Source organism: Polyangium mundeleinium, assembly GCF_028369105.1.
In the GTDB taxonomy this organism is placed as follows: domain Bacteria; phylum Myxococcota_A; class Polyangia; order Polyangiales; family Polyangiaceae; genus Polyangium; species Polyangium mundeleinium.
The window spans coordinates 646,560-668,969 of sequence record NZ_JAQNDO010000001.1; the positions used below are offsets into that span (position 1 = coordinate 646,560).

Genomic DNA, 22,410 nt, shown 5'->3' on the forward strand with positions numbered 1-22,410 from the left:
CGTTTTCATTCGTTCATTCGGGCTCGGCTTGGCCCCGGTTTCGCGGGGTGGGGGCCGGGGGCAGCTCTTCGGGCGGCATCGCGGGCGCGGGCTCGCTCGTCGGGGCGGGTCTGTCCGCGGGCTCCGGCGGCGGGGGCGCCTCGCGCGGCGGCTCCACAGCTTTCGGCTCCGGGGCGGCGGGCGCGCGTGCGGGCTCCTCGTCGCCCTTGTCCTTCACCGTCGACGTGCCCAGGGGCAAACCGGACTTCTTCGACGGGAACGGCGAGTCGCCCTTGCCGCGGCCTCGCCCGGCGGCCGGGCCGTCGGTCGAGTGCGGATCGAACTTCAGCCGCGACAGCGCGCCGTGCGCGTGCCAGCCGTAGAACCCGTCTTGCCGTTTGGCTCGCTTGATCTTCGGATCGGCCAGCTCGAAGAGCGACGGCGCGCTCGAGCCTGGCGCGCCGAGCAACGACTTCGTCAGATCGCTCTTGTTGCGGTAGGCGTCGGTGAACTTGAAGCGCACGTAGAGGTCGGCGGCCGAGCTGTTCCACGGCTCGCGCACGTTCACCTTCCCGTCGCCGGCGAGCTCGATGTCGGAGCCGTTCGCTTCGAGCTTCGTGACCTTGAGGACGCCTTCCTTTGCCTCGGCCGCGATCACGAGATCCCCGAGCTTCGCCTCGGGCAGCGCGATCTGGCCTTTGATCTTCGACTTCCCGTCGCCGACGACCATCTCGGCGATCGTCAGGTCGAGCGCGCCGTTTGCCTTGCTGAACTTCCCGCCCTCGGCCGCGAGCTCGAACGTCCCCTTCGCGACGCCTTTCACCGGCACGCCGAGGAAGTCCTTGATCACGTCGACCTTCGCGAGGTTCACGCCTTCGAGCTCGACCTCCACGGGCCCGCTCGAACCGCCGACGGGCACCGTGCCTTTGACCTCGCCCTCGAAGGCCTTGGCCCAGAACTTGATGCGCACGCGGCCGAGGAAGAGCGGCAGGATCTGCAGCCGCGCCTCCACCTCTTCGACCTCGATCACGCTCTCCTTCGGGGCGGGTTTGTCCTTGTCGGTGCTGCTGCCGAAGGGGCCGGACGCGCTCGACGACGTGTCGTCGCTCGGAGGCAGGTAGAGCCGGACGCCCGTCGCCTCGACGCCCGTGAACCAGTACGAATCGAGCTCGTCGATCTCCAGCCGTTGCCCCGCGCTTTTGCCTTTTTGCGCGGCCTGGAACTCGGCGACGAGGCGATCCTTCAGGCGATCCCAGGGGAAGGCCACATAAAAGAAGAGCCCGAGGCAGAAGCAATAAAGCGCCGGGTAGGCGAGGAATTTTACAATACGCAGGAAACGGGCCTTCACGGGGTCTTTTCCTCCTCGGCCGTATCCTTCGGCTCGCCCTTGTCCTTGTCTTTTTCTTTCGCGTCGGGCTTGCGGTCGTAGGCGCTCACGCCGAGCTCCACCTCGTACGAGTCCGGCTCGCCGGCGCGCGGGCGGATGTTGAGGCGCGTCACCGCGACGGCGTGGCCCGATTGCTCGATCCGCTCGATCGTCTTCACGAGCGCCAGCATGCCGACCTTGTGCATCTTCACCACGGTGAGACGCTCAGAGTACTTCTTCCCGTGCGGGACCTCGGGTTTGTCCTGCGCGTCCGCGATCGTGATCCCGTTCTGCTTCGCGGCGTCCTCGATGAAGCCGGCGAGCGCGGGGGCGGGGCGGCCGTACCGCGCGAGCAGCGCGTCTTGCTTCGCCTTGCGCTCGGCGACCGAGAGGCGCGCTTTGTAGACCTCGTCGATGAGGGCGCGGATCTCGTCGTTCTCGGTGCGCGACGAGCTCACGGCGCTCCAGGCGTAGATCGGCATCGCGAGCACGAGCAGCGCCGCCATGATGCCGACGAGGACGCCGAGCAGCTTGCGCTCGCGCGGCTCGAGTTTTTCAAGGCGCTCCGCGAACGTCACTTGCCTTCCTCCTTGCCGGCCGCGGGCGAGGACGAGTCCGCCGTGTCAGCGGCGCCCGAGGGTTTCGTCGTGGTCTTTTTCTTCTTGTCGTCGCACTTCACGTCGAGCTCGAGCACGTATTTCTGTTTGCCCTCGCTGAACTGGGCCGTGCGGCTGATCTTCACGTCCTTGAAGCACTTGTGCTCCTTCATCTTGTCCGCGATCGCCTGCGCGTCGGGGATCGAAGGAACCGTGCCTTGAATCGAGACGTGGCCGCGGTTCACGTCGAACTCGAGGACGTCGTGCGTGATCTCCTTGGGCACGACCTCCGAGAGTTTCACCATGACGTCGAATGCGTCCGCGCGCGGCAGCGGGTCCTCGTCGGTGCTGCCGGGGCCCTTGTCGAGCATGCTGCGCGCTTTCTCCGGCTCCTTCGTCTCCTCGTCGAACACGTCGCCCGTCGCCGTTTCGAGCCGCGAGAGGAGCATTTCCTTCTCGGCCGAGAGGCTCCGGTGCTGGGCGAGCAAGCTGAAGCCGAAGCTCACGACGACCGCGGCGGCGAGGCCCGCGAGGAGCGGGATCTTTTCGCGGAGGAACGGATAACTTCGCGCGGCTTCGAGGCCGCCCTGGCGCAGGTTGAGGCCGCGTGCTTTGCCGGCGAGGCCCATCGCGAGGCCAATGGCCTTCGCGAAGCGCGGGAGCATCGATTCTTGCTCGGCCGTGACGCCTTCGAGGCGCGGCTTCGGCAAGGGCAGGATCGTGATGCCGAGCTCGGTCGCGAGATACGCCTCCGCGCCCTGCGCGCTCGCCCCGCCGCCGACGAGGTACATGCCCGCGAGCGGGCTGCCGCCCGAGGCGCGCCATGCAGCCAGGGTTTGTCGCAACTCACGCGAGAGCGCGGGCGCGCTCCCGGGCAAACCGAGCGTGCCGCGCGAGAGCGTGCGCGCGAAGACGGGGTCGCCGCCGCGCAGGATCACGATGTCGCTCGTGGCCTCGCCGAGATCGAGGATCGCGACGGGCAGCGCAGCCTCGCCCGCGGCGGCCTCTTTGCCGAATGGCTTTTCGATTTCGGGCATCACGCCCGCGAGGTTCGCGAGCGGCAGCGCGCCCGTGCCGACGCGCTCGGGCTCCATGCCGAGGGCCTCGCGCACGGCGTCGATGCGCTGCTTGACGTCCTCGATGCGCGCGATGGCCGCGAAGATCGGCACGGTGTCGCCGCCCGGGTTCTTGTCCATGCGGTAATCGAACACCGCGTCCGTGATCTCGAACGGGATCAGGGATTCGAGCTCGAACGGCAGGACGTTGTCGATCTCCTTCAGCGCCGACGTTGGCATGTCGATCGACCGGAAGAACGTCCGCTCGCCCGAGATCGCGATCGAGATCGCGTCGGCCTTGTGGCCGCCCACGGCGGCGCGGATGGCGTCGATTTCGAGGCCGGTGACGGGCGCCTCGCCGAGGGCCTCGAGCGTGATCTTGCGGTACGAGAGGCGCAGGAGCGCCACCCTCACCACCGCTTTGCCGACGTCGATACCGAGAATTTTGGACATCGTGATGCTCTCTCGAGGAAACCTAATCGATGCGATAATAGACGATCTTGCCGAGCGGGTTCGTGGCGAGCGCGGTCAGCGGATCGATCGTGCTGCCCGTGGCCGTGCCGCCGGCCGAGGTCGTGCCTCCCGTGGCCGCTCCCTGTGCGAGCCCCTGCGCGGACGTCGAGCCGGTCGCCGTGCCGCCCGTGAGCGGATCGACGCCGCGCGTGTCCACGACGGCGTGGACACGCACGCGCGTCGTGCGCTTGCGGCCGGGGACGACGCCCTCGGCGTAAATGCTGAAGACCTTGCTCGTGACGGTGAATTGCTTGGACGCGCCCGCGTTGAGCCCGCACGGCAGGCCCGCCTGCGCAAGCAGCGGCGTGAGCATCGGCCCGAGCATCGCACCGAGCGCCCCGGGGACGGTGCCCGTCTTGAGGAGATTGGGGAAGTCAGCGGGCTTGGAGAAAATGGGGATCGGGAACGTCTTGAGGACGCCGAGGAGGCCGAGGAACTGTGCCTGGATGGTCGGGTCGGTGCAAAGGGGAATGCCCTGCGTCGCGTTCGATTGTGTCGCGCCCGCGCCGCCCGAGCAGACGGAGCAAGCCGCCGCGAGCAAGGTCTGCGGGTTCGCGGTGTTCACGTTGACGGCTTTCTGGCCCCAGACCGTGAGCGTGCGTGATTTCGGATCGTCCGGGTTCGGCTCGACGAACGTCGCCCAGAAGTCGTCGCCGACGCCGCGGATGAGGCGCAGCTCTTCGAGCGAGTCGTACGCGGCGTTCTTGCGGCGATACTCGAGTCCGATCGTCTGGTAATAGTTGTCCTCGGCGCCCGTGGACCCTTGGGCCTGCGAGCCGACGTAACACGTCGAGAGGTTCTCGTCCTGATCGGCCCAATCGGTCAGGGCGCCGCAGATCGTCTGCATCGTCGAATACTGGCCGTCGGGGTCCGTGCCCTCGAACATCGGCGCGTATTGCGGGCCCTGCATGTGGCTGACGAGCAATCGTTCGAGATCGATGTCCGGGATCGGCGCGGCCCGGTTCACGTTGATCTTCGAATCCTCGTCGACGATCTTGACCGTGAACGAGCCGCCCGTGATGCCGAGGCCCTTGCCCTGCGTGGTATCGACGCCGAGCATTCCCCCGAACGTGGCCATTCCGGTCTCGTCATTGAAGGGGCCGAGCGCGATGTCGGTGAACTCCCAGACGGGGAGCTGCTTGAAGGGCAACGGGAGAGGGACGCTCGTGCGGATCGTCGGCTCGGAGGCAATGAGCAGGCGCGAGAGGTTCACGGCGCTCTTCGCGAGGTATTCGGCCTTGAGCGCGTCCCGGTCCGCGAGCGCGGCGGCGAGCTCGGAGGTCGTCTCCTGCTGCAACTCGGTGAGAAACACCGTGAGCACGGTGATGGCGCCGAGCACCATGAGCAGCGCGACGCCGCGGCGCTCTCGTTTTCGCCTGCGGAGCTTCCTGGCCTCCTTTTCGCGGTTCGGCTCTTTCATGGCTCAGTTCGCGAAATCGAGGGCGAGCTGCATCGCGGGGGAGACGCGCGAGCGAAGGACGATCGGCTTGCCGCCGGGACCGCCATTCAGCACGAGCGTGATGAGGACCTGCTGGGGCAGGCGCCAGGGCTGGCCCGTGACCTGCGTCGTGTCCCAGGTGTCGACCCATTCGGAGATGGTGGCGTCGAAATACTGGATGTCGAAGCTCTGCACGTCCTCGACGAGGACGTTCACGACGCCGCCCTTTTGCGGCTCCATGTCGAGGAATTTGTCCTCGCGCCGGACGAGGTCCAGCGTGCCTGCTTCGTTTCGCGCGCCGAAATAACCGATCTCGCATTGATCGGACTCGTGCGCGTCGCGGGAGAGGCGTCGGTGCGCGAAGGAGGTGAAATCGAGGCGATCGAACGTGCCCTCGTCCTGGCCGATGAACCCGGTCTTGCGGACCTGCTGCGAGATCATCGTGGAGCTGTTCGTGTAATCGCCGTGCTTCGAGACGAACGCCGCCTGGATCTCGCGCGACATGCGTTGAATGGCAGCGCGGCCCTGGTGGTATCGGTCGTTCATCCCCGTGATGCCCTTGCGCGAGCGGGACATGCCGTCGAACGCGCCATAGATGAGCGAGCCGATGAGGGCGAGAACGCCGATCGAGACCATCGCTTCGAGCAGCGTGAGGCCACGAATCGATGCACGACGACGCGTCTTCATCGGCCCATGCCTCCCCCGGGCATGCCCGGGAAACCCGTCCGCGTGCCGCCGCCGAAAGGATTGCCGCCGCCCGTGGGCCCGCCGCCCGTGGCATTCGTGCCGCCACCCGTGATCCCGCCGCCTGTGGGGTTCATCTGGGCCTCGACGGCGTCGAGCGCGTCGTTCGTGATGAGCGTCGGCTTCGGGTTCGTCACCCATTGCACGACGTCGAAGGAATGCTCGCGGGTGCCCTCGGTCCACGTGACCGTGACCGTGACGCGGCGGGTGTTTGTCTCGAAGATCGACTTGAGCGCCGGATACACGAACGTGCCGACGAGCTGGAGCATGCCGCCGAGCGCATCTGCGCCCGTGGCGCCGCCAAGCGCGCCCGCGACGTCGCCGAGGCCGCCGCCCGCGAGGTCGCCCGCCGCAGGGGGCGTCGCGCCGCCGGCGAGGCCGAGCAGGCCGCCCATCGCACCGAGCCCACCCGCGGCGCCCGCGGTGCTCGAGGGATTCGCGCCGCCATTTTGCGTCGAGCTGAGATCGAGGCCGGTGTCGAGCTCCATTTCGCCGGGTTTCGGCTCGGGGAACTGCGGCTTTTCGATCTTCCACGTGCACTTCAGGTTCGGCGTCTCGTCGCCCTCGCAACAAGGGCCGCTCTCGATTTCTTCGAGCTCCTGAAAGCCTTCGCGAAAAAGGTGCTCTTCGACCTCGCCCATCTTGCAGCGGGCGAGGGAGGTGGCGACGCTCAGGTTCCGCGCGTGGGACGAGGCGGAGAACGCGCCCGCCTGCGCCGAGAGGATCGCGGTCAGACCGAGGCCCAGGATCGCGACGGCGACCATGACCTCGAGCAGCGTGAATCCTCTCCGTTTCATATCGATCTCCCCAGACCCCTCAGAAACCGGAATCGCGGGCCTCCGATTCCTCGGAATCGTCGCGCGGCCTTTGCATTTCGACGCGCCCCTTCTGGAGCGACGTCTTGCCCGTGAGCGGCGAGACGAGCACCGTCATGATGTCGCGCTCCGGATCCGCCTCCGCGGGATTGCCGAGCACGACCTGGATTGCCGCTCGCTCCGTCTGCCCCCCGGGCCAGAAATAAAGATACGCGCGGTCCTCCTCGATCGGCTCCTCCTGATGCGAGGTGTCGATCGAGAGGAATCGCACGCCGTCGGCGAGGTCCTTGCCCGGCTTTTCGCCCTGCGGCTCGAATCCAAACGCCTTCGTGGGCGTGAATGAGGGGCGCGGCGCGCGAGGACCCTTCACGATCCGCTCCGCCTCCTCCATCGCCTTCTGCTCGATCTCCGTGGCGGCCGCCGCGCCGCCCGTCTTGTCCTTCTTGTCGACCGAGAGCTGGCCCGCGCCCTCTTCCAGAATCACCATCCGCTGCTCGAAATCGAACACGAGCCGCACGGGCTTTCCAATCGCATTGGCGTGCCCATAGGCGACCCGTACCGCGCTGGCGATCATCACCGTCGATTGCCTGAGCCGCGCGCGCCGAAGCGTGCCGAGCCCGACCACCGCCGTCCCCGTCACGAGGGTCATGATCGCCAGGGTGATGAGGACCTCCACCAGCGTCATGCCACGCCGACCACGCGATCGCGCGGGGGCATGGCATGTCGCAAGAGGAGCGGAGGCGCGCGGCATCGATACGGTCCTCGTCAGAGCGCCGCCACGCGCTTGATGTCGGCGTCCTTGAAAACGTCCTTGACGTCGTCGGGCGTGTTTTCTTTGCGATCACGGCCCGCCGAGATCACCGTGATCTCGTCGCCGTCGCATTGAATTTTGAAGGGCGTGCCCCACGGGTCTTCCGTCTTCGTCGCGTCGATGTGCTTGCCGTCGACGAGCTCTTTGATCGTCGGGCAGCCGCCGCTGATGCTGTCGAGGTGCATGTACTGTTGCGCCGCGGTCTTGATGACGCCCGCGCTGAGCACCGCGCCGCGGATCTGGCTCTCCTTGTACCGCGGGAACACGAGCGCCGTCGCGCCGCCCGCGATGATCGCCATGATCGCGAGCACGATCAGGACCTCGACCAGCGTCACGCCCCTCGACGCCGCACGCTTCCACTTCCGGATTTGATTCGCTTTCACCTTCATGGTCCGTTCACTCCACGCGGTCGAGACCGCCGATTTCACCATCCGGTCCATCGCTCGTGAGATCGTACCCCTCTGGGTCCTTCTGACCAGGGCAAACCAGCCGGAGCGGCCTGCCCCACGCGTCGACGGGGTCGATCCCGATATAGCTTTCCGCTTTTAGCGCATCGAGCGACGGGGGGCACTTTCGCTCGTGGTCCGCCCGGTACGCATCGAGGCCCGTCCGGACGACGCCGATCGTGGCCATCGTGGATCGCACGCCGGTCTTGCGTCGCTCCCGCGCGCCGAGGAGAAGCAAGAGCGTGGCCATCCCGAGCGCGAGCGCGACGAGCTTCGCCCGCGCCATGCCGCGGCCGCGCAGGATCCCGCCGCCCCGCTCCCACGGGAACCAGATCGTCGTCTCCCTCTGCCTGCGTCGCGCCACGCCCCGGTTCCCCTTCTAGCCTGCGAAGCTCGACATCTGGATGAGCGGCATGAGGATCGAGAACGCGATGAACCCGACCGCGCCGCCCATGAAGACGATCATGAGCGGTTCGAGCAGGCTCGTGAGCACGGTGACGCGCATCTCGACCTCCAGATCGTACGCGTTCGAAACGTTCTCCAGCATCTCTTCGAGCTGACCGCTCTTCTCGCCGATCGTGATCATGTGCGTGACGATCGGCGGGAACTGGCCGCTGCGCTTCAAGGGCTCGGCGATGCTCTGGCCTTCGCGGATCGAGCTGATCGCGTCGGCGATGACCTTCTCCAGGACGGCGTTGCCGAGGACGTTTTTCACGATGTCCATCGCGCCGAGCAGCGCGACGCCGGCGCTGAGCAGCGTGGCGAGCGTGCGTGAGAAGCGCGCGATCGCGATCATCTGCACGAGCTTGCCGACGATGGGCGCCTTCAGCAAAAAGCCGTGCCATTTCAGGCGGCCCGCCGGCGTGCGCTTCCAGCGACGGAAGCCCCAGATGCCCGCCGCGAGAAGGCCGAGGACGAGCCACCAATAGTTGCTCAAAAAGTCGGAGGTGCCGATGAGCGTTGCCGTGTACCAGGGCAATGCCTGATCCATCGACGCGAAGATCGAGGTCACGTTCGGCACGACCGCGACCATGAGGACCGAGACCAGCGAGACGCCGAGGATCGCCATCAGGATGGGATAAGCCATCGCCGAGCTGACCTTCGACGTGAGCTTCGCCTGGGACTCGAGGAACGCGGTGACGCGCTCGAGGACCTGCTGGAGCATGCCCGACGCTTCGCCGGCGCGGACCATGTTCACGTAGAGCGGCGGGAAGATCGAAGGGTGCTGTTCGAGCGCCTTCGCGAAGCTCGTACCCTCGCGGATCTGCTCGCGGACCTGGGTGAGCGCGCGCTTGAGCGACTCTTTCTCGACTTGATCGATGAGCGCCGTCAGGGATTCGAAGAGCGGAATGCCCGCCTTGAGCAGGGTCGCGAGCTGGCGCGTGACGACGGCGACGTCGTTCGTCGAGGGGCGCTGCGTGAAGGCGAGGAGGTTGATCGATTTCTTGGTCTTCGCCGCAGCGGCCTTCTCCTCCGCGGCCGTCGTGAGAAGGATGCCGTCCTTGCGCAGGAGGACGCGGAGCGCCTTCGCGTTCTCCGCGTCGCGCACGCCCTTCACCTGCTTTCCGGTGGCGACGAGGATGCCTCTGTATTCGAAGACGGCCACGGCCCGCTCCTCCCTATTCGTCCACGATGATATCCTCTTGGGTCGCGGCGAGGACCTCCTCGACCGTCGTCATACCCTTGAGGACCTTGCGCGCGCCGTCGTCGCGCATGGTGTCCATCCCTTGTGCGATGGCGACGCGCTTGACCGTCTGCGCGTCGGCGTTCTTGAGGATAAGCGGGCCGATCGCGTCGTCGATGACGAGCAGCTCGTAGATTCCGCGCCTCCCCACGAAGCCCTTTTGCAAGCAGGCATCGCAGCCTCCCGGCTTGAAGAAAACCGGCGAGCTGCCCATTTTCTGCCCGACGTATTCGTATTCGAGCCCGTGCACCGAATACCGCTGCGACGGGATCCGCTTCGCCTTCCAGGCGAGGCGCTCCGGGTCGAGGCCGAGCTGCTTGAGCTCGTACGCCGTCGGCTGATACGGGATCTTGCAGTGCTGGCAGAGCATGCGCACGAGGCGCTGCGCGAGGATGCCGATGACGCTGGAGCGCACGAGGAACGGCTCGATCTCCATCTCGACGAGGCGCGTGACGGCCGCCGCGGAGTCGTTCGTGTGGAGCGTCGAGAGCACGAGGTGACCCGTGAGCGAGGCGTGAATGGCGATCTCGGCGGTCTCCTTGTCGCGGATTTCGCCGACCATGATCACGTCCGGATCCTGGCGCAAGAAGGCGCGGAGCGCGCTCGCGAACGTGAGGCCGATCGAGGGGTGGACGTGGACCTGGTGAATGCCGCCGATCTCGTACTCGACCGGATCCTCGGCCGTGAGGATGTTGCGGCTCGGATCGTTGATGCGGTTCAGGCCTGCATAAAGCGTGGTCGTCTTGCCGCTGCCGGTCGGGCCCGTGACGAGGATGATGCCGTCGGGCCGATTGATGAGGTGATCCATGATCCCGTACTCGCGCGGGGCGAAGCCGAGATCGTCGAGGCCGAGGAGGATGCTCGTCTTGTGCAGGAGGCGCATGACGATGCGCTCGAAGCCGCGGCTCGTCGGGACCGTGGAGACGCGGATGTCGACGCTCTTGCCCGCGATCTTCAGCGTGATGCGGCCGTCCTGCGGGAGGCGCTTCTCGGCGATGTTGAGGCTCGCCATGATCTTCACGCGGGCGATGATCGGCGCCATGAACTGCTTCGAGGCGCGGCGCGCCACGTAAAGCTCGCCGTCGATGCGATACCGAACGACGACGTCGCGCTCCTCGGGCTCGATGTGGATATCGCTCGCGCGCTCGCGGACGGCCAGCGCGAAGAGGCTGTTCACCCAGGCGATGATCGGCGCGTCGTCGTCCGAGTCGATGATGTCGACGAGGTTGTCTTCCTCCTCGTGCTTGTCGCCTTCGAGGTTCGACTGGCCCGCGTCGCTTTTTTCCCAGATGCGATTGATCGCCTCGTGAACGTGATTGCGCGTCGCGACCGAGATTTCCACGGGCTTCGCGAAGATCGCGCGGACGTCGTCGACCGCGAGCGTGTCGAGCGGATCGGCGACGATCGCGTGCACGGTCTGGTCATCCTCGAAGATGGGGAGGATGAAGCGCTGCTTCGCATAGGTGATGGGCAGGCGCGAGGCGACGTCGAATTTGATCTGATCGGTGTCGATCTTCGGCACGTAATCGAGGCCCATCTCGTTCGCGAGCGCGCGGGCGATCTTGTCCTCGTCCGCGAGGTTCGAGGAGACGAGGAGGTCCGTGAGGAGCTGGCCTCGCTCGCGCACGGTCTCGAAGAGCGGCGCGAGCTTCTGCGCGTCGACCACGCCGTGGCGGACCAGGATCTCGCCGATGTATTCTTCTCGGGCGACCGGGTTCATGCTCATTCCACGCGCTCCACGGGCCTCGGGGTGGCGCCGCCGGTCGGACGGCGGCGCGGGGTGGGCGTGGCCGGGGCATTGCCGCCCGCCGCCGGCGGCGTCGCGGTCTGCACGGCCCCGCCGCCGCCGTCGTCGCCGGCGCCGCGGACGGCGATGCTCGGCACCGCAATGGGTTGTCCGGGCTCATGCGAGCGCGGGCCCTTGGGTTTGGCCTCCTCTTCGAGGCGCGCCCGCTCCGCCATCTTGAGCTGCGATTGCCGGATGTCCTCGACGAGGCCATTGGCGCGCGCGTAATCCTTCGGGGGCTCCCACTCCGAGTCGCCGAAGACGAAATACCGGTCGAGGAACTCCTGCCGCTCCTGCATCTTGCGCTCGAAGATTGCCCGGAGGTCCTCCTGATCACGAATGATGTACGGGGTCAGGACGAGCAGGAGGTTCGTCTTCTGCGTGGTCTTTTTCGTGGTGCGGAAGAGCGCGCCGAGGACGGGGATGTCGCCGAGGATCGGGATTTTCGTGCGCGAATTCGTGACGGCGTCGCGCATGAGGCCGCCGATGACGACGGTCTGCTGATCGCGGACGACGAGCGTGGTCTTCGCCTGGCGCTTGATGATCGGAATGGCGCCGAGCTGGCCCTGCGGCGCGCCGGCCTCGGAGATGCCCTCCGTGATTTCGAGGCGGACCTGATCGGAGTCGTTGACGTGCGGCGTGACCTCGATTTTCGTGCCGACGTCCTGGCGAGGCGCCGCGAAGCCGCCGAGACCGCCGAGGAGGCCGAGGCCGCCAAGGCCGCCCGCCGCGCCCGCCGCGCCACCCGCCGCGCCCGCGAGGGAGCCGAGGTTGCCGCCGACGTTCGTCTGGAGGGGGATGTTCTGGCCAATCTCGATCGTGGCCGGAATGTTGTCGGTCGCGAGGATGTGCGGCGTGGCGAGGACGTTCGAATCGGAGTCGGTCGCCATCGCGTGCATGATGACGCCGAACGCTGGGATCGAAATGCCCGTGCCGAGCAGGTTCGCCGAATCGTTGATGGTCGGGCCGCGGACGCCGAGCGCGAAGGCGCCGAGCTGGCTTGCGACCGATTGCGGTGCGAGGACGGAGGTGAGCGCGTCATTGCCGCCGTAGACGATGCCGGTGCCGCTCGTCTGCGCGATGTCGGTGGGCACGGGCGCGCCCATGTGCCAGCGGACGCCGACGTCGTTCGTGCGGTCGACGTTCACGTCCATGATGACGGCCTCGATGAAGACCTGGCGGCGCGGCTGATCGAGCTCGTCGATGACGCTGCGGAGTGCGGCGTAATCGCGGAGCGAGGAGGTGACGACGAGCTTGTTCGAGCCCTCGTCGCAGGTGATCTTGACCTGGCCCTCGAAAATGTCCTCGGTCGAGCCGGGGACGGGCGGGGCCGCCTGCGCGCCGCGGCGACCGCCAGCGGCGGCGCCACCGGTGCCGGCCGAGCCGCCGAGGAGCTGATTGAGGGTGCCCGAGAGGTCCTTGCAACCGGCGTGCTGGAGCGGCAAGACGTGCATTTGCCCGTCGCCGGATTGCGGGACGTCCATGCGCTTGATGAGCTCGAGGAGGCGCATGTAATCGGGCTGGTTCGCCGTGATGACGAGCGAGTTCGTGCGGTCGTCCGCGAGGATCCGCGCGCCGCCTGCGCCGCCGCCGCCCGCCGCGCCGGCCTTGCCCCCAGCCTTGCCGCCGCCCGGTTTGAGGTCGAGGATCTCGTTCAATTTCATGGCGACGTCGTTCGCGCCGGCATAATGGATCGGCTCGAACCAGATCTGATCACCCGCGCCGCCGACGTCGATGTCTTCGAGGATGCGGATCATGCGCTGCACGTTCGAGCCCGTGTCCGTCATGATGATGAGGTTGCCGGACGGGTGGACCGTGATGTCGCCCTCTTTCGATTTGAACTTCCCGAGGACGTTCGCGGCCTCGTTCGGATCGACGTTGGCGACGCGATACATGCGCGTGAGGAAGCGATCCTCGGCGGGGACGGCGGTGCCGGCGCCGTAAATGGGGGTCGTCTGCGAGACGACGCCGGGTGTCTCGACGATTTTGAGGAAGCGGCCGTGCGGAATGACGGTGAGGCCGTTCGTCTCGAGGATCGAGAGGAACGCGCTGTACGCCTCCTGCACCGTGACTTTGTCCGGCGAATACACGGTGGCCTTGATCTGGCGGAGCTTGCCGCCATAGATGAAGCGCCGGCCCGTGATGTTGCTGATGGCCTTGACGAGCTCGTTGAGGTCGGCCTCCTCCAGGTTGAAGGAGACCATGAAATTGCCATTCCGCGGCTTGAAATCGATTTCCTTCGGGCCCTGCTTGACGCCGGCCATGGGATCCTCGCCGACGACGGGCGCGGGGCCGAACGGCGAAGCCGCGCGCGGCGGCGGGCCGGGCGGGAAGCCGGGAGGAGCGCCCGTATTCGGGCCGCCTGCAGCGCCGCCGGGAGCCGCCGCGGCGGGCGCGCCGGGAGGCGAGGCAGGCTGGGGACGCGCGCCGGGCGTCTTGAGGACGGGAGCGCCGCGCGGCGGACCATTCTGCGCGGACACGATCGCAGGCGCGGAGGCGCAAAGCAGCGCCGCGAAGCCGAAGCCAAACCTTCCCAGCCGGGAGTTTCTGTAAGGCGTGTTCATGATCCTCGAATTCGATTCGGTCATTCGCTACGGAAGACGTCAGGGCGTGGCTTCGGCGGGCGGTTCGGCCGGGGCGGCCGATTTGCTCCGCTTCGGGCGCGGGATCTTGCTGGTGGGCTTCCCCGGCGTGGCTGCGGCGACCTCGGCCGGTTTGTCCGAGCTCGATTCGCTTGCCTCGCTCGCCTCGCTCGCTTCGCCCCGGGCGGGCAGGACCGATTTCGCGATCGTCACGACGAGCAGGCTCGCGAGGGCGACGAAGCCGATCGAGCCCACGACGAACGTGCCCACGTAGAGCAGCGTTCGCTGGAGCAGGCTCCCCTCGTTGAATGCAGGCAGCTTGAGCTTGGCCATCCCTCGGTCTCCCGTCTCGATGCCGTTCGTCGCGGAACCGTTCGTCCCGGTCACTTGATGTTGAAATCGATGTTCATCGGCTTGCCACGCCGATTGACGCTCACCTGGAGCTTGTCCGCGGTGCGGAGCCTCGCGTATGCCTCGAGCGCTTTTTGCGGGTCGCTCATCTCGAAGCCATTGATGGACTGGAGGCGGTCGCCATTCTCGAGGCCGAGTGTACCGAGCAGCGATTCCGGGCGCACGCCGAAGAGCCGGATCCCGACGACCTTGTCGCCCTCCTTTTCGGGTACGATGCGCGCCGACCGCATGAGCTCCGCCTGGTTCTCCAGGATCTGATCGACGACCGAGCGCTCGATGTCGAATTGATTCTCGCTGACCTTGTGAATCTTGTCCGCGATATCCTTGGGGACGCCCTTTCCTTTGCCTTTCGGCTTCGGCGCGTCCGGCGTGGTCGAGGCGCTCGGTGCGGCGGCGATTTTCTTCGGCGGCTCGCCGTGCACCTGCATCTGGCACCGCGAGCTGCCGCTCATGAGCCACACGCGATCCCAGCCAATCCAGTAGATCTGGTGCCCCGAGACGTCGTCGCCGCGCCGACGGAGCTGCGCTTTGCCGTCCGAGCCCGCAATGGCCGCGAACGACCAATCTGGGTCCTCTGATTGCGTGATCAAAAGGACCTTGCCGACGTCGCAGACGGGATCGTTATAGGGATCGCTGTTGTCGGGCGCCGGCGCATCGGGCGCGCTCGGGAGCTCGACAGGCTTGCCGTCGAGCGGGCCCGTGATCGAGTCGAACGGATTGCGGCCCAGGATCGGCGCAGCGTTGACGGTGCGCTCTTGTCCGGAGCTCGTGTGCGGCAAGCCACTCTTGGGCGGCGGCGGAGGCGGCGGCATCGACGACGGATCGAGCAGCACGCTGCCGGCGACGAGCTCGCCCATTCCGGACGCCTGGAAATAGGCGGCGGAGGCGATCAAGAGGCAGATGACCGCGGGAAAGTAGCGCTTCAGGATCGCGTCGAGTCCCATGAGCCCAGCTCCGTACTAGCGAGAGACGTGCCAGCCCCGATCCTAGCGCTTCCCGCCCCATTTTTCGCGCGGGAAGGCCACGATCGACAAGGTGGCGAAGGGGGGAGGGTGGGGGCGGCGAGGATTGCCAAAGTGACAATCGGATTTTCAAGCGCCGGGGTAGCGCCGGTCTTCCCGGTGATCAACCCTCGATCTCTCCGAGCTTGCGATAGATCGTGCGGGTGGAGATCCCGAGGAGCTGGGCGGCGACGGATTTGTCGCCATGGGCGTAACGCAAGGTCTCCCGGATGAGCCGGCGTTCGACCTCGTCGAGCGGCGTGCCGACCGAGAACGTGATCGTCTCGGGGGCCGCCGCGAGGCTCTCGCGGATCGACTCGGGAAGGTCCTCGACGGACAATTTCTCGCCGCGGCAGAGCACGGCGGCGCGCTCGATCACGTTCTCCAGCTCGCGGACGTTTCCGGGGAACGAGTAGTCGAGCAGGCGCGCGATCACCTCGCGCGGGGCTTCGAGGCGGCCGCGATTGTTCTTCGCGCAGTAGACGCCGAGGAAATGGTCGACGAGCAGGGGGATGTCCTCGCGGCGCGCCCGGAGCGGAGGGACCGTGATGGCGATGACGTTCAGACGATAAAAGAGGTCCTCGCGGAAGCGGCCCGCTGCGATCTCGGCGCGAAGATCCTTGTTTGTGGCGGCGACGATTCGGACGTCGGCGCGGACGGTATCGCCGCCGATGGGCTCGTATTCGTTTTCCTGCAGGACGCGCAGGAGCTTGACCTGAACGGAGGGGCTGAGCTCGCCGATCTCGTCGAGGAAGAGAGTGCCGCCTGCGGCCTTGGCAAATCGGCCTTCGCGGCGGGCGAATGCGCCGGTGAACGCGCCGCGCTCGTGGCCGAAGAGCTCGGCTTCGAGGATGGTCTCGGGGATCGCGGAGCAGTTGACCGCGACGAAAGGCCCATGGCGGCGCGCGCTGTGGTCGTGGATGTAACGAGCGACGAGCTCCTTGCCGGTGCCACTTTCGCCGAGGACGAGCACGGTGGCCGAGGAGGGCGCGGCCTGCGTGGCGACGTCGAGGACACGTCGAAGCGCCGGGCTCGATCCGATGATCTCGCGTTTCGTGAGGAGCTTGAGCTCCTGGCGGAGGGAGCGGTTTTCGGCGACGAGGGAGCGGCGCTCCGCGGCTTTGCGGACGCTCTTGATGATCGTCATCCGCTTGAGGGGCTTTTCGACGAAGTCGTAGGCGCCCTCGCGCATGGCCTGGACGGCCGTCTCGACGGTGCCGTACGCCGTCATGAGGACGACCTCGGTGTCGGGGGCGAGCTGCTTGATCGCGCGGAGAAGCTCGATGCCGCTGGTGCCGGGCATCATGAGGTCGGTCAGGACGACCTCGACGCGGTGGCCCCGAAGGAGGTCGAGCGCCGCGCGGGCCGACGGCGCGGTGAGGACGCGCATGCCGTCGCGCTGAAAAATCTTCTCGATGGAAGCAAGGTTACTGGGCTCGTCGTCCACCACGAGCACGGTGGGCGCGTCGGCCCCCGCCTTCGCCTCGGGAGGCGCGGGCGTCGAAGATCCTGACAGCTCGTCAACCATGTCGACAACATGTCACGCCGTGAGGCACGGTGTCCACGTGGTCTGACGGTTCGTCAACTTGGCAAGGGCGAGGTTGCTGAGATCACGAAAATCGACGGGATGGGCCCGTGCCAGGATGTCCGATTGCCAGGGTGTCAGCGGATCAACTTCGAGAGCTTCTTGAAGGCGTCCGTCCCTGCGCGTCCGAGCCAGTCGAAGACGACGGTTTCCATCGTGGTGATCGTGGCGCCGGCGTTGCGGCAGAGATCGAGGCCGATGGCGCGGTGATCGTCGCGGCGCGAGGCGACGCCGTCGGCGACGACGTGCACGCTGGTGCCACGCGTGGCGAGCTCGCGCACGGTCTGCATGACGCAGACGTGCGTCTCCATGCCGAGGACGATCGCGGTGCGCGGCGCGCCGATCGAGGCCCACGCGCGTTCGAAGCCACGCTCGTCACACGCGGAGAAGTCGATCTTCTCGACGACGGGCGCGTTCATGGCGCGGAGCTTGTCGCCGATCGGGGCGATCGTGCGGCCGAGGCCCGCGGGATACTGCTCGGTGCCAAGCACGCGCGCGCCGAGCAGATCGGCCGCTTCGAGGAGCACCGTGGCGGCGCGGACGAGGTCCTTCATGCGGTCCTCGGGCATCGCCGCGGCGAGTTTGTCCTGCACGTCGACGACGAGCACCACGCTCGCCTTGGGATCGAGCCGTCGCATCGTTTGTCCTCCAATGGGTCAGCGAGAGAGCCGGAAGCTCCTCAAGAATTTGACGAGGTCGCTGCGCGCGTCGAAGCGCAGGAGCGCGCGGGCGACGAGGGCGCCTTCTTCGGTTTTGATGGCGCCGGGGAGCACGGTCATCGATTCGAGCAGCTCCGTGATCGAGACGTCCTTCTGGCCTTCGAAGACGTAGGGTTTATCGTCGTCGCCCTGGAAGTGGAACGCGTAGGGGAGCGTGCCCGTGCGGAGGAGATCCATGCCGAGGGTGCCGCGGAGGTAGCGGTGATCCGCGAGGCCCGGGGCGTCGATCGCGCCCTCGATCTCGACCTCGGGGCGGCGAAGGAACCGGAGGAGCGGCGCGCTGCGGGCGCGGATCGTGAACGAGAGAGGTCGCTCGACATGCGGCTCGTCCACGCGGTGGTAGCTGCCCGCCATCGTCTCGCGAAACTCGAAGCCGCTCACGGCTCGTGGCCTTCCGCGGGCTTGGATTTGGGAGCGGGGAGAGGAGGGCCGGACGTCTTTTCGTCGAAGTCGTTGGAGGGCAAAACGAGTCGCTCGACGCGGGTACCGTTCGCGAGCGATTCGACGAGCTCGGGGACGTCCTCCATCGTGACGCGGCCGTAGAAGTAGCCGTCGGGCTCGACGGCGATGACCGGGCCCGCCCAGCAGACGTCGAGGCAGCTCGACGTGCAGGCGCGCACCTCGGTCTTCGCGAGGCCTCGGTCCTTGAGTGCGTCCTTGAGGGCCGCGTGGATCTCGACGGCGCCGCGCTGCGCGCACGAGCCCTTGGGGGTGCCGTCGGGGCGGCGGTTCACGCAGACGAAGAGGTAACGCTTACGCTGAGACACGACGCGAGCCTTACGCCGGGGCTTCCGGCGGTCAAGTCAGGGGGTCGTGACGAGGACGGAGAGGCCGTAGTAGCTCGGATCCGAGGCGCGGCCGCCCGCCGTGACGCGCACGAAGTACGTGCCAGCCGCGACGTTCTCCGCCTTGGCGAGCGAGCAGTAGCCGAGGGCGTCGTCGTTCATGACGAGCTCTTTGCCCGTGGCGTCGAAGATCGTGACGATCGTGTCGAGCGTGCTCATCGCGCAGCCGCCGAGGCCGGCGTCGTTGGTCTGCGCGGTGATCGTGGCGCCGTTCGTCGCGACCTGGACAGAGACGTAGTCGGCGTCCGCGACGGGCGAGAGGATCGCCTGCCAGCCGCTCGTGACGGGGTCCGCCTGGGCGATCGTGTCGTTCGGTTCGCTCTCGTGGATCTCGAGCATGCAGGTCGGGCTGCATCCATCCCCCGCGGTCGTGCCGCCGTCGTCGCACTGCTCGCCGGGCGTGCGCACGCCGTCGCCGCAGGTGTTGGTGAACGTGTCGATCACGAGACGGTAGGGGAAGGTCGCGTTCGGGACGGCGGGCGCGGCCGTGACACGTGCGTAGTACAGGCCTGCGTCGGCGAGGGAGAACGTGGCGCGCGAGCAGTAGCCTTCACCCGCGTCGTCGTCGCTCGCGAGCACGGTGGCGCCGTTCGAGCCGAGGATCTCGACGAAGGTGTCGAGCTCGGATTTCGCGCACGCGCCGTCGCCGGTGTCGCGGGTCTCGACGACGAGGCTCGCGGCCGCGGGGAGGTTGAACGAGACGACGTCGACGTCGCCGGCCGGCGCGATTTGCGCGCCCCACGGCGAGCTCCACGCGTTCGCCTGGGCGGCCGTGGCGTTCGGCTCGGTCTCGCTCGTGACGAGCTTGCAGTTCGCGTCGCAGAGGTCGGCGCCGTCGGGGTTTCCGTCGTCGCACTCCTCGCCGATCTCGGGGTTCAAGTTGCCGTCGCCGCAGACGGGCGCGGGAGGGCTGCCGCCGATGCCGCCGATGCCGCCCGTGCCACCTTGTCCGCCTTGTCCGCCGATGCCGCCGGCGCCGCCTTGCCCACCCGCGCCTCCTTGTCCGCCGCTGCCGGAGGAGCTCGACGTGGTGGTGGTCGGGCGCGGCGGGAGCTTGTCTTCGCCGCACGCGACGAGCGTGAGACCGAAGAGCACGGCGAGGGGCCCGAGGCGCGAGGTCATTCGCTGTCGACGCACGAGTAGGTGATCTCCCAGCCGTTGAGGGTCGGCGCGGCGCCCTTGTTGGTCGTCGGGTTGAACGTGGCGGAGAACTCGAGGAACGACTGCCGCGCGCCGGGCGTGCCGAGCGTCTTGTACATGTCGATCGGGCACGGCGAGGGGCCAGCCATGGTGCAGAGCTGCGTGTCGACGGGCGAGGCCTTGGCCGTCGCGAGCGAGGTGAACGCGCCCGAGAGGCCGGCCGCCGTGTCCGCGGTGCGCGCGCTGAAGGCGAGGTTCGAGTCGCCGGGCGTGACGCTGTCGTAGGCGAAGTAGCCCCACTGCACCTTGGTCCCCGTGGGGCACTTGGCCTCGTAGACGTGCGTGAACGTCGCGGGGGTGTACGCGCCGGGGCAGCCGAGCTCGACGTCGATCGTCGCGCCGGCCGAGTTGAGCACCGTTTGGCACGTGGTCGGGCAGAGGAAGATCTTCTTCGGATTCTGCGGGGTGTCGTAGTACCAGCCCGTGCCGCACGCGGCCTGGTTCAGGACCTTGGGGAAGGCCACGGCCGCGCCGGCTGCGGGCATGAACGTGACCGTCGCGGCCGTCGGATCGAAGAGGCCCGCGTTCGGGAGATCGAACTCGCACGCGACGACGTCGCCTTTGATCTCGAGCAACGCGGAGAGCATCTGCTGCTGCGCGTCGCCCTGGTCGGTGACGAAGAACGCGGTGGAGGTGCCGCCCTTCTGCGCGATGAGGTTCATCAGCGAGACGTTCGCGTCCTGGATGCCGATCGCGTAGGTGAGCACGCCAGCGTTGGTGTACGCGTCCTCGGCGTAGGCCGCGATCGTGGTCGCGTCGCTGCCGCAGGAGTTCGGGTAGCCGTCGGTGACGAAGACGACGACAGTCTGCTGGTTCGGGTTCGCGAGCTGGTAGGCCTTGGCCCACTTCTCGGCGCCGGCGAGCGCGGGCAGGAGCGGCGTGTCGGCGGCGGGCGTGGTGTTGTTGATCTCGGTGATGAGCTTCTGCTCTTGCGTGTCGGTCGGCGCAGCCGCGGTCGTGAGCTTGCCGAGCGTGACGAGCGGGACCGCGCACGCGTCGATGCTGCAGTTCGTGTCGTCGCAGCCGGTGACGGGCTTGTAGTGCTCCCAGAAGCGGAGCGCGACGCCGATGCCGGCCGAGGCCGGGTCCTGGAAGAACGCCTTCAGCGCGCCCGTGGTCTTGCCCCAGCGGTCGTTCGTGGTCATCGAGCCCGAGCGGTCGAACTGGACGAACATGTTCACGGGGCGGATGGTCCGGCTCGTGACGGAGGAGCAATCGGGCGCCTCGCAGGCGTTGCCGCCGCTCGAGAGCGACCAGTTGTTCTCGCAGAAGCACTCGGTGACGTAGGGGTTTGCCGCCGTCTTCTTCGGCGGGTTGATCATGATCTCGCGGTTGCCGTTCCCGATGCCGCAGGCGTTCGCGTCGACGTTGATGCACTTGCCAGGCGGGATGGGCTCCTGCGTGAGGCACTCCATCATGGTGGGGAGTGTCTGGTCGGGCGCGCACTTCGGGTACTGCTGCGAGTTCGCCGGGAAGTGCACGAGACGGATGCCCGTGGGGGCCGCGGTTTTTCCGTGGTTGCAGACGGGCACGACGCCGTTGCACGGGACGCCGACGGCGAGGTCGACCCCGGCGCAGTTCGGGTCGGTCTCGCCGGGCAGCCACGGCGTGCACACGCCCTTCGCGGGGCAGGTCTCGTTGCAGAGCGTCTTGACCTTGTCGACGCAGAGGTTGTCCCACTTCGTCGTGCAGCAGGAGGGGCTCGCCTGGCAGATCGTCGCGACGCACGGGTCACAAGCGGCGCTCAGCGCGGCGCCCGAGTAGCACTTGTTATGCGAGCAGGGCGGGTCGGTTTTGCACTCGGCGCCGCAGAGGCTGTAGACCTTGTCGACGCAGCTCGGCGTCCAGTTCCCTTGCACGCCGGCGCAGCTCTTCGGGCAAGCGACGGCGAAGGCGTCCACGCAAGCCTGCGTCCACGTGCCCGTGCAGCAGGTCGGGTTCGCCGTGCAGACCGTGTTCACGCAGGTGCTGCACGTCTTCTTCAAGCCGACGCCCGTGACGCACGGGTCGTGCGCGCAGGTGCCGGCGTACGGGATGAGGCAGCAGGTCGGATCCGCGGTGCAGATCGACTTCACGCACGGATCACAGTCGGGGTAGAGCCCTTCGCCGACGGAGCACTTGTGGTGCGAGCACGTGTTCGAGCTCGGGCTCTCGCACTGCATGTTGAACTGGCAGTCGCTCGCCTGCGCGCACGGCTCCTTCAGGCCCTTGTTCACGAGGCCGTTCGGGAAATCGCTGAGGTCGCCGTTCTGCCAGTCGTAGACGCTGGCCCCCGCATCGGGCGTGACGCCGGCGTCGGGCTGCTCGTCGAAGACCTGGCACGAAGGATCGCAGGGGTTGTTGACGCAAGCGCTCGCGACGTGGTTCAGGATGATGATGTCGCCGTCGTCGGGGCGCGCCGAGGTCTCGTGGATCTTCGCCTTCGGCGGCGCGATGCGGGAGGAGATGGTGCCCTCGGCGCAAGGGGCCCACGTGCCTTCGACGCACGCTTGCGTGCCGTCGAGGCAGGTGAGGATCCCGTTTTGCTCGCCGATCGTGAGGTGACAGTCGCGCACCTGGCCATCCACGCAGGGGCCCATGCTCGGGCCGGCGCCGCTGCCGCCGCTGCCACCGCTGCCGCCGCTGCCCCCTTCTCCAGGCCGCGCCCCGAGCGGCGGTTCGGCCGAGCACGCAGCGAAGACCACGGCAAAAGGCGCGAGCACGAGCATCGCGAGGGCCAAGGTCGCTCGGAAAGCCGCGCGTGATCCCGCGCGGGCCGAGCCGTTCTTTTCGAGCATCCCTGTCGATCTGCCCGACGCACGCGCCATGGGTCGAAACCTCCGGTGGATCCTTCG

Annotated in this window: 20 protein-coding genes; all 20 read right to left on the reverse strand. The window is 67.5% G+C overall.

All coding sequences use genetic code 11. The features are described from left to right. Positions 1 to 13: 13 nt before the first annotated feature. The 20 genes from gspN to POL67_RS02775 all read right to left on the reverse strand — a co-directional run bounded on the left by gspN (position 14) and on the right by POL67_RS02775 (position 22,383). Positions 14 to 1,327 carry a type II secretion system protein GspN gene (gspN, locus tag POL67_RS02680; protein ID WP_271915216.1) on the reverse strand — a complete coding sequence of 438 codons (1,314 nt, stop codon included), beginning with the start codon at positions 1,325 to 1,327 and terminating at the stop codon, positions 14 to 16. After that, the gene (locus POL67_RS02685; protein WP_271915218.1) at positions 1,324 to 1,923 is read right to left on the reverse strand and encodes a type II secretion system protein M; all 600 of its coding nucleotides are present in this window, start codon (positions 1,921 to 1,923) and stop codon (positions 1,324 to 1,326) included. Before POL67_RS02685 ends, gspN begins: the two co-directional genes overlap by 4 nt. After that, entirely contained in the window at positions 1,920 to 3,449 is a 1,530-nt protein-coding gene (gene pilM / locus POL67_RS02690) for a type IV pilus biogenesis protein PilM (RefSeq protein ID WP_271915220.1), read from the reverse strand. The genes POL67_RS02685 and pilM overlap by 4 nt, the downstream gene beginning before the upstream one ends. Before the next feature lie 22 nt (positions 3,450 to 3,471). After that, positions 3,472 to 4,929 (reverse strand): type II secretion system minor pseudopilin, encoded by a 1,458-nt coding sequence (locus POL67_RS02695; RefSeq protein WP_271915223.1) that lies wholly within the window; start codon positions 4,927 to 4,929, stop codon positions 3,472 to 3,474. A gap of 3 nt (positions 4,930 to 4,932) precedes the next feature. Then, entirely contained in the window at positions 4,933 to 5,634 is a 702-nt protein-coding gene (locus tag POL67_RS02700) for a type II secretion system protein GspJ (RefSeq protein ID WP_271915226.1), read from the reverse strand. Continuing rightward, the gene (locus POL67_RS02705; RefSeq protein ID WP_271915229.1) at positions 5,631 to 6,488 is read right to left on the reverse strand and encodes a type IV pilus modification PilV family protein; all 858 of its coding nucleotides are present in this window, start codon (positions 6,486 to 6,488) and stop codon (positions 5,631 to 5,633) included. The genes POL67_RS02700 and POL67_RS02705 overlap by 4 nt, the downstream gene beginning before the upstream one ends. 19 nt (positions 6,489 to 6,507) lie before the next feature. Continuing rightward, on the reverse strand, positions 6,508 to 7,257 hold the full coding sequence (locus POL67_RS02710; RefSeq protein ID WP_373372345.1) for a pilus assembly FimT family protein: 750 nt from the start codon (positions 7,255 to 7,257) through the stop codon (positions 6,508 to 6,510). 14 nt (positions 7,258 to 7,271) lie between these two features. Then, positions 7,272 to 7,706: a type II secretion system protein gene (locus POL67_RS02715; RefSeq protein ID WP_271915234.1), complete on the reverse strand. Its 435-nt coding sequence runs from the start codon at positions 7,704 to 7,706 to the stop codon at positions 7,272 to 7,274. 7 nt (positions 7,707 to 7,713) lie between these two features. Continuing rightward, positions 7,714 to 8,127: a type II secretion system protein GspG gene (locus POL67_RS53440; RefSeq protein WP_271915237.1), complete on the reverse strand. Its 414-nt coding sequence runs from the start codon at positions 8,125 to 8,127 to the stop codon at positions 7,714 to 7,716. 15 nt (positions 8,128 to 8,142) lie between these two features. Further along, positions 8,143 to 9,369: a type II secretion system inner membrane protein GspF gene (gene gspF, locus POL67_RS02725; protein ID WP_271915240.1), complete on the reverse strand. Its 1,227-nt coding sequence runs from the start codon at positions 9,367 to 9,369 to the stop codon at positions 8,143 to 8,145. Between the two features lie 13 nt (positions 9,370 to 9,382). Beyond that, a complete protein-coding gene (gspE, locus tag POL67_RS02730; RefSeq protein WP_271915242.1) occupies positions 9,383 to 11,167 on the reverse strand; it encodes a type II secretion system ATPase GspE in 1,785 nt (594 codons plus the stop codon). 2 nt (positions 11,168 to 11,169) lie between these two features. Further along, positions 11,170 to 13,797 (reverse strand): type II secretion system secretin GspD, encoded by a 2,628-nt coding sequence (gspD, locus tag POL67_RS02735; protein ID WP_271915245.1) that lies wholly within the window; start codon positions 13,795 to 13,797, stop codon positions 11,170 to 11,172. Between the two features lie 39 nt (positions 13,798 to 13,836). Continuing rightward, positions 13,837 to 14,148 carry a hypothetical protein gene (locus tag POL67_RS02740; RefSeq protein WP_271915247.1) on the reverse strand — a complete coding sequence of 104 codons (312 nt, stop codon included), beginning with the start codon at positions 14,146 to 14,148 and terminating at the stop codon, positions 13,837 to 13,839. A gap of 50 nt (positions 14,149 to 14,198) precedes the next feature. Then, the gene (gene gspC, locus POL67_RS02745; protein WP_271915251.1) at positions 14,199 to 15,170 is read right to left on the reverse strand and encodes a type II secretion system protein GspC; all 972 of its coding nucleotides are present in this window, start codon (positions 15,168 to 15,170) and stop codon (positions 14,199 to 14,201) included. Between the two features lie 181 nt (positions 15,171 to 15,351). Next, entirely contained in the window at positions 15,352 to 16,755 is a 1,404-nt protein-coding gene (locus POL67_RS02750; RefSeq protein ID WP_136934006.1) for a sigma-54-dependent transcriptional regulator, read from the reverse strand. A gap of 134 nt (positions 16,756 to 16,889) precedes the next feature. Further along, on the reverse strand, positions 16,890 to 17,450 hold the full coding sequence (locus tag POL67_RS02755; RefSeq protein ID WP_271915256.1) for an isochorismatase family protein: 561 nt from the start codon (positions 17,448 to 17,450) through the stop codon (positions 16,890 to 16,892). An 18-nt stretch (positions 17,451 to 17,468) separates the two neighbouring features. Beyond that, the gene (locus tag POL67_RS02760; protein ID WP_271915259.1) at positions 17,469 to 17,912 is read right to left on the reverse strand and encodes a hypothetical protein; all 444 of its coding nucleotides are present in this window, start codon (positions 17,910 to 17,912) and stop codon (positions 17,469 to 17,471) included. Further along, positions 17,909 to 18,298, reverse strand: coding sequence for a (2Fe-2S) ferredoxin domain-containing protein (locus POL67_RS02765; protein ID WP_271915262.1), 390 nt, complete (start codon positions 18,296 to 18,298; stop codon positions 17,909 to 17,911). The genes POL67_RS02760 and POL67_RS02765 overlap by 4 nt, the downstream gene beginning before the upstream one ends. A 36-nt stretch (positions 18,299 to 18,334) precedes the next feature. Then, positions 18,335 to 19,513, reverse strand: coding sequence for a pre-peptidase C-terminal domain-containing protein (locus POL67_RS02770; protein ID WP_271915265.1), 1,179 nt, complete (start codon positions 19,511 to 19,513; stop codon positions 18,335 to 18,337). Continuing rightward, complete coding sequence (locus tag POL67_RS02775) at positions 19,495 to 22,383, reverse strand: vWA domain-containing protein (RefSeq protein WP_271915266.1); 2,889 nt, start codon at positions 22,381 to 22,383, stop codon at positions 19,495 to 19,497. The genes POL67_RS02770 and POL67_RS02775 overlap by 19 nt, the downstream gene beginning before the upstream one ends. Between the last annotated feature and the right edge of the window lie 27 nt (positions 22,384 to 22,410).

Excerpts from the sequence above, each read along its gene's own strand:
- gspD (WP_271915245.1), bottom strand. The coding sequence starts at position 13,797 with ATGAACACGCCTTACAGAAACTCCCGGCTGGGAAGGTTTGGCTTCGGC.
- pilM (WP_271915220.1), bottom strand. The coding sequence starts at position 3,449 with ATGTCCAAAATTCTCGGTATCGACGTCGGCAAAGCGGTGGTGAGGGTG.
- POL67_RS02755 (WP_271915256.1), bottom strand. The coding sequence starts at position 17,450 with ATGCGACGGCTCGATCCCAAGGCGAGCGTGGTGCTCGTCGTCGACGTG.
- POL67_RS02695 (WP_271915223.1), bottom strand. The coding sequence starts at position 4,929 with ATGAAAGAGCCGAACCGCGAAAAGGAGGCCAGGAAGCTCCGCAGGCGA.
- gspC (WP_271915251.1), bottom strand. The coding sequence starts at position 15,170 with ATGGGACTCGACGCGATCCTGAAGCGCTACTTTCCCGCGGTCATCTGC.
- POL67_RS02700 (WP_271915226.1), bottom strand. The coding sequence starts at position 5,634 with ATGAAGACGCGTCGTCGTGCATCGATTCGTGGCCTCACGCTGCTCGAA.
- POL67_RS02710 (WP_373372345.1), bottom strand. The coding sequence starts at position 7,257 with ATGCCGCGCGCCTCCGCTCCTCTTGCGACATGCCATGCCCCCGCGCGA.
- gspE (WP_271915242.1), bottom strand. The coding sequence starts at position 11,167 with ATGAACCCGGTCGCCCGAGAAGAATACATCGGCGAGATCCTGGTCCGC.
- POL67_RS02715 (WP_271915234.1), bottom strand. The coding sequence starts at position 7,706 with ATGAAGGTGAAAGCGAATCAAATCCGGAAGTGGAAGCGTGCGGCGTCG.
- POL67_RS02740 (WP_271915247.1), bottom strand. The coding sequence starts at position 14,148 with ATGGCCAAGCTCAAGCTGCCTGCATTCAACGAGGGGAGCCTGCTCCAG.
- POL67_RS02705 (WP_271915229.1), bottom strand. The coding sequence starts at position 6,488 with ATGAAACGGAGAGGATTCACGCTGCTCGAGGTCATGGTCGCCGTCGCG.
- POL67_RS02775 (WP_271915266.1), bottom strand. The coding sequence starts at position 22,383 with ATGGCGCGTGCGTCGGGCAGATCGACAGGGATGCTCGAAAAGAACGGC.
- POL67_RS02750 (WP_136934006.1), bottom strand. The coding sequence starts at position 16,755 with ATGGTTGACGAGCTGTCAGGATCTTCGACGCCCGCGCCTCCCGAGGCG.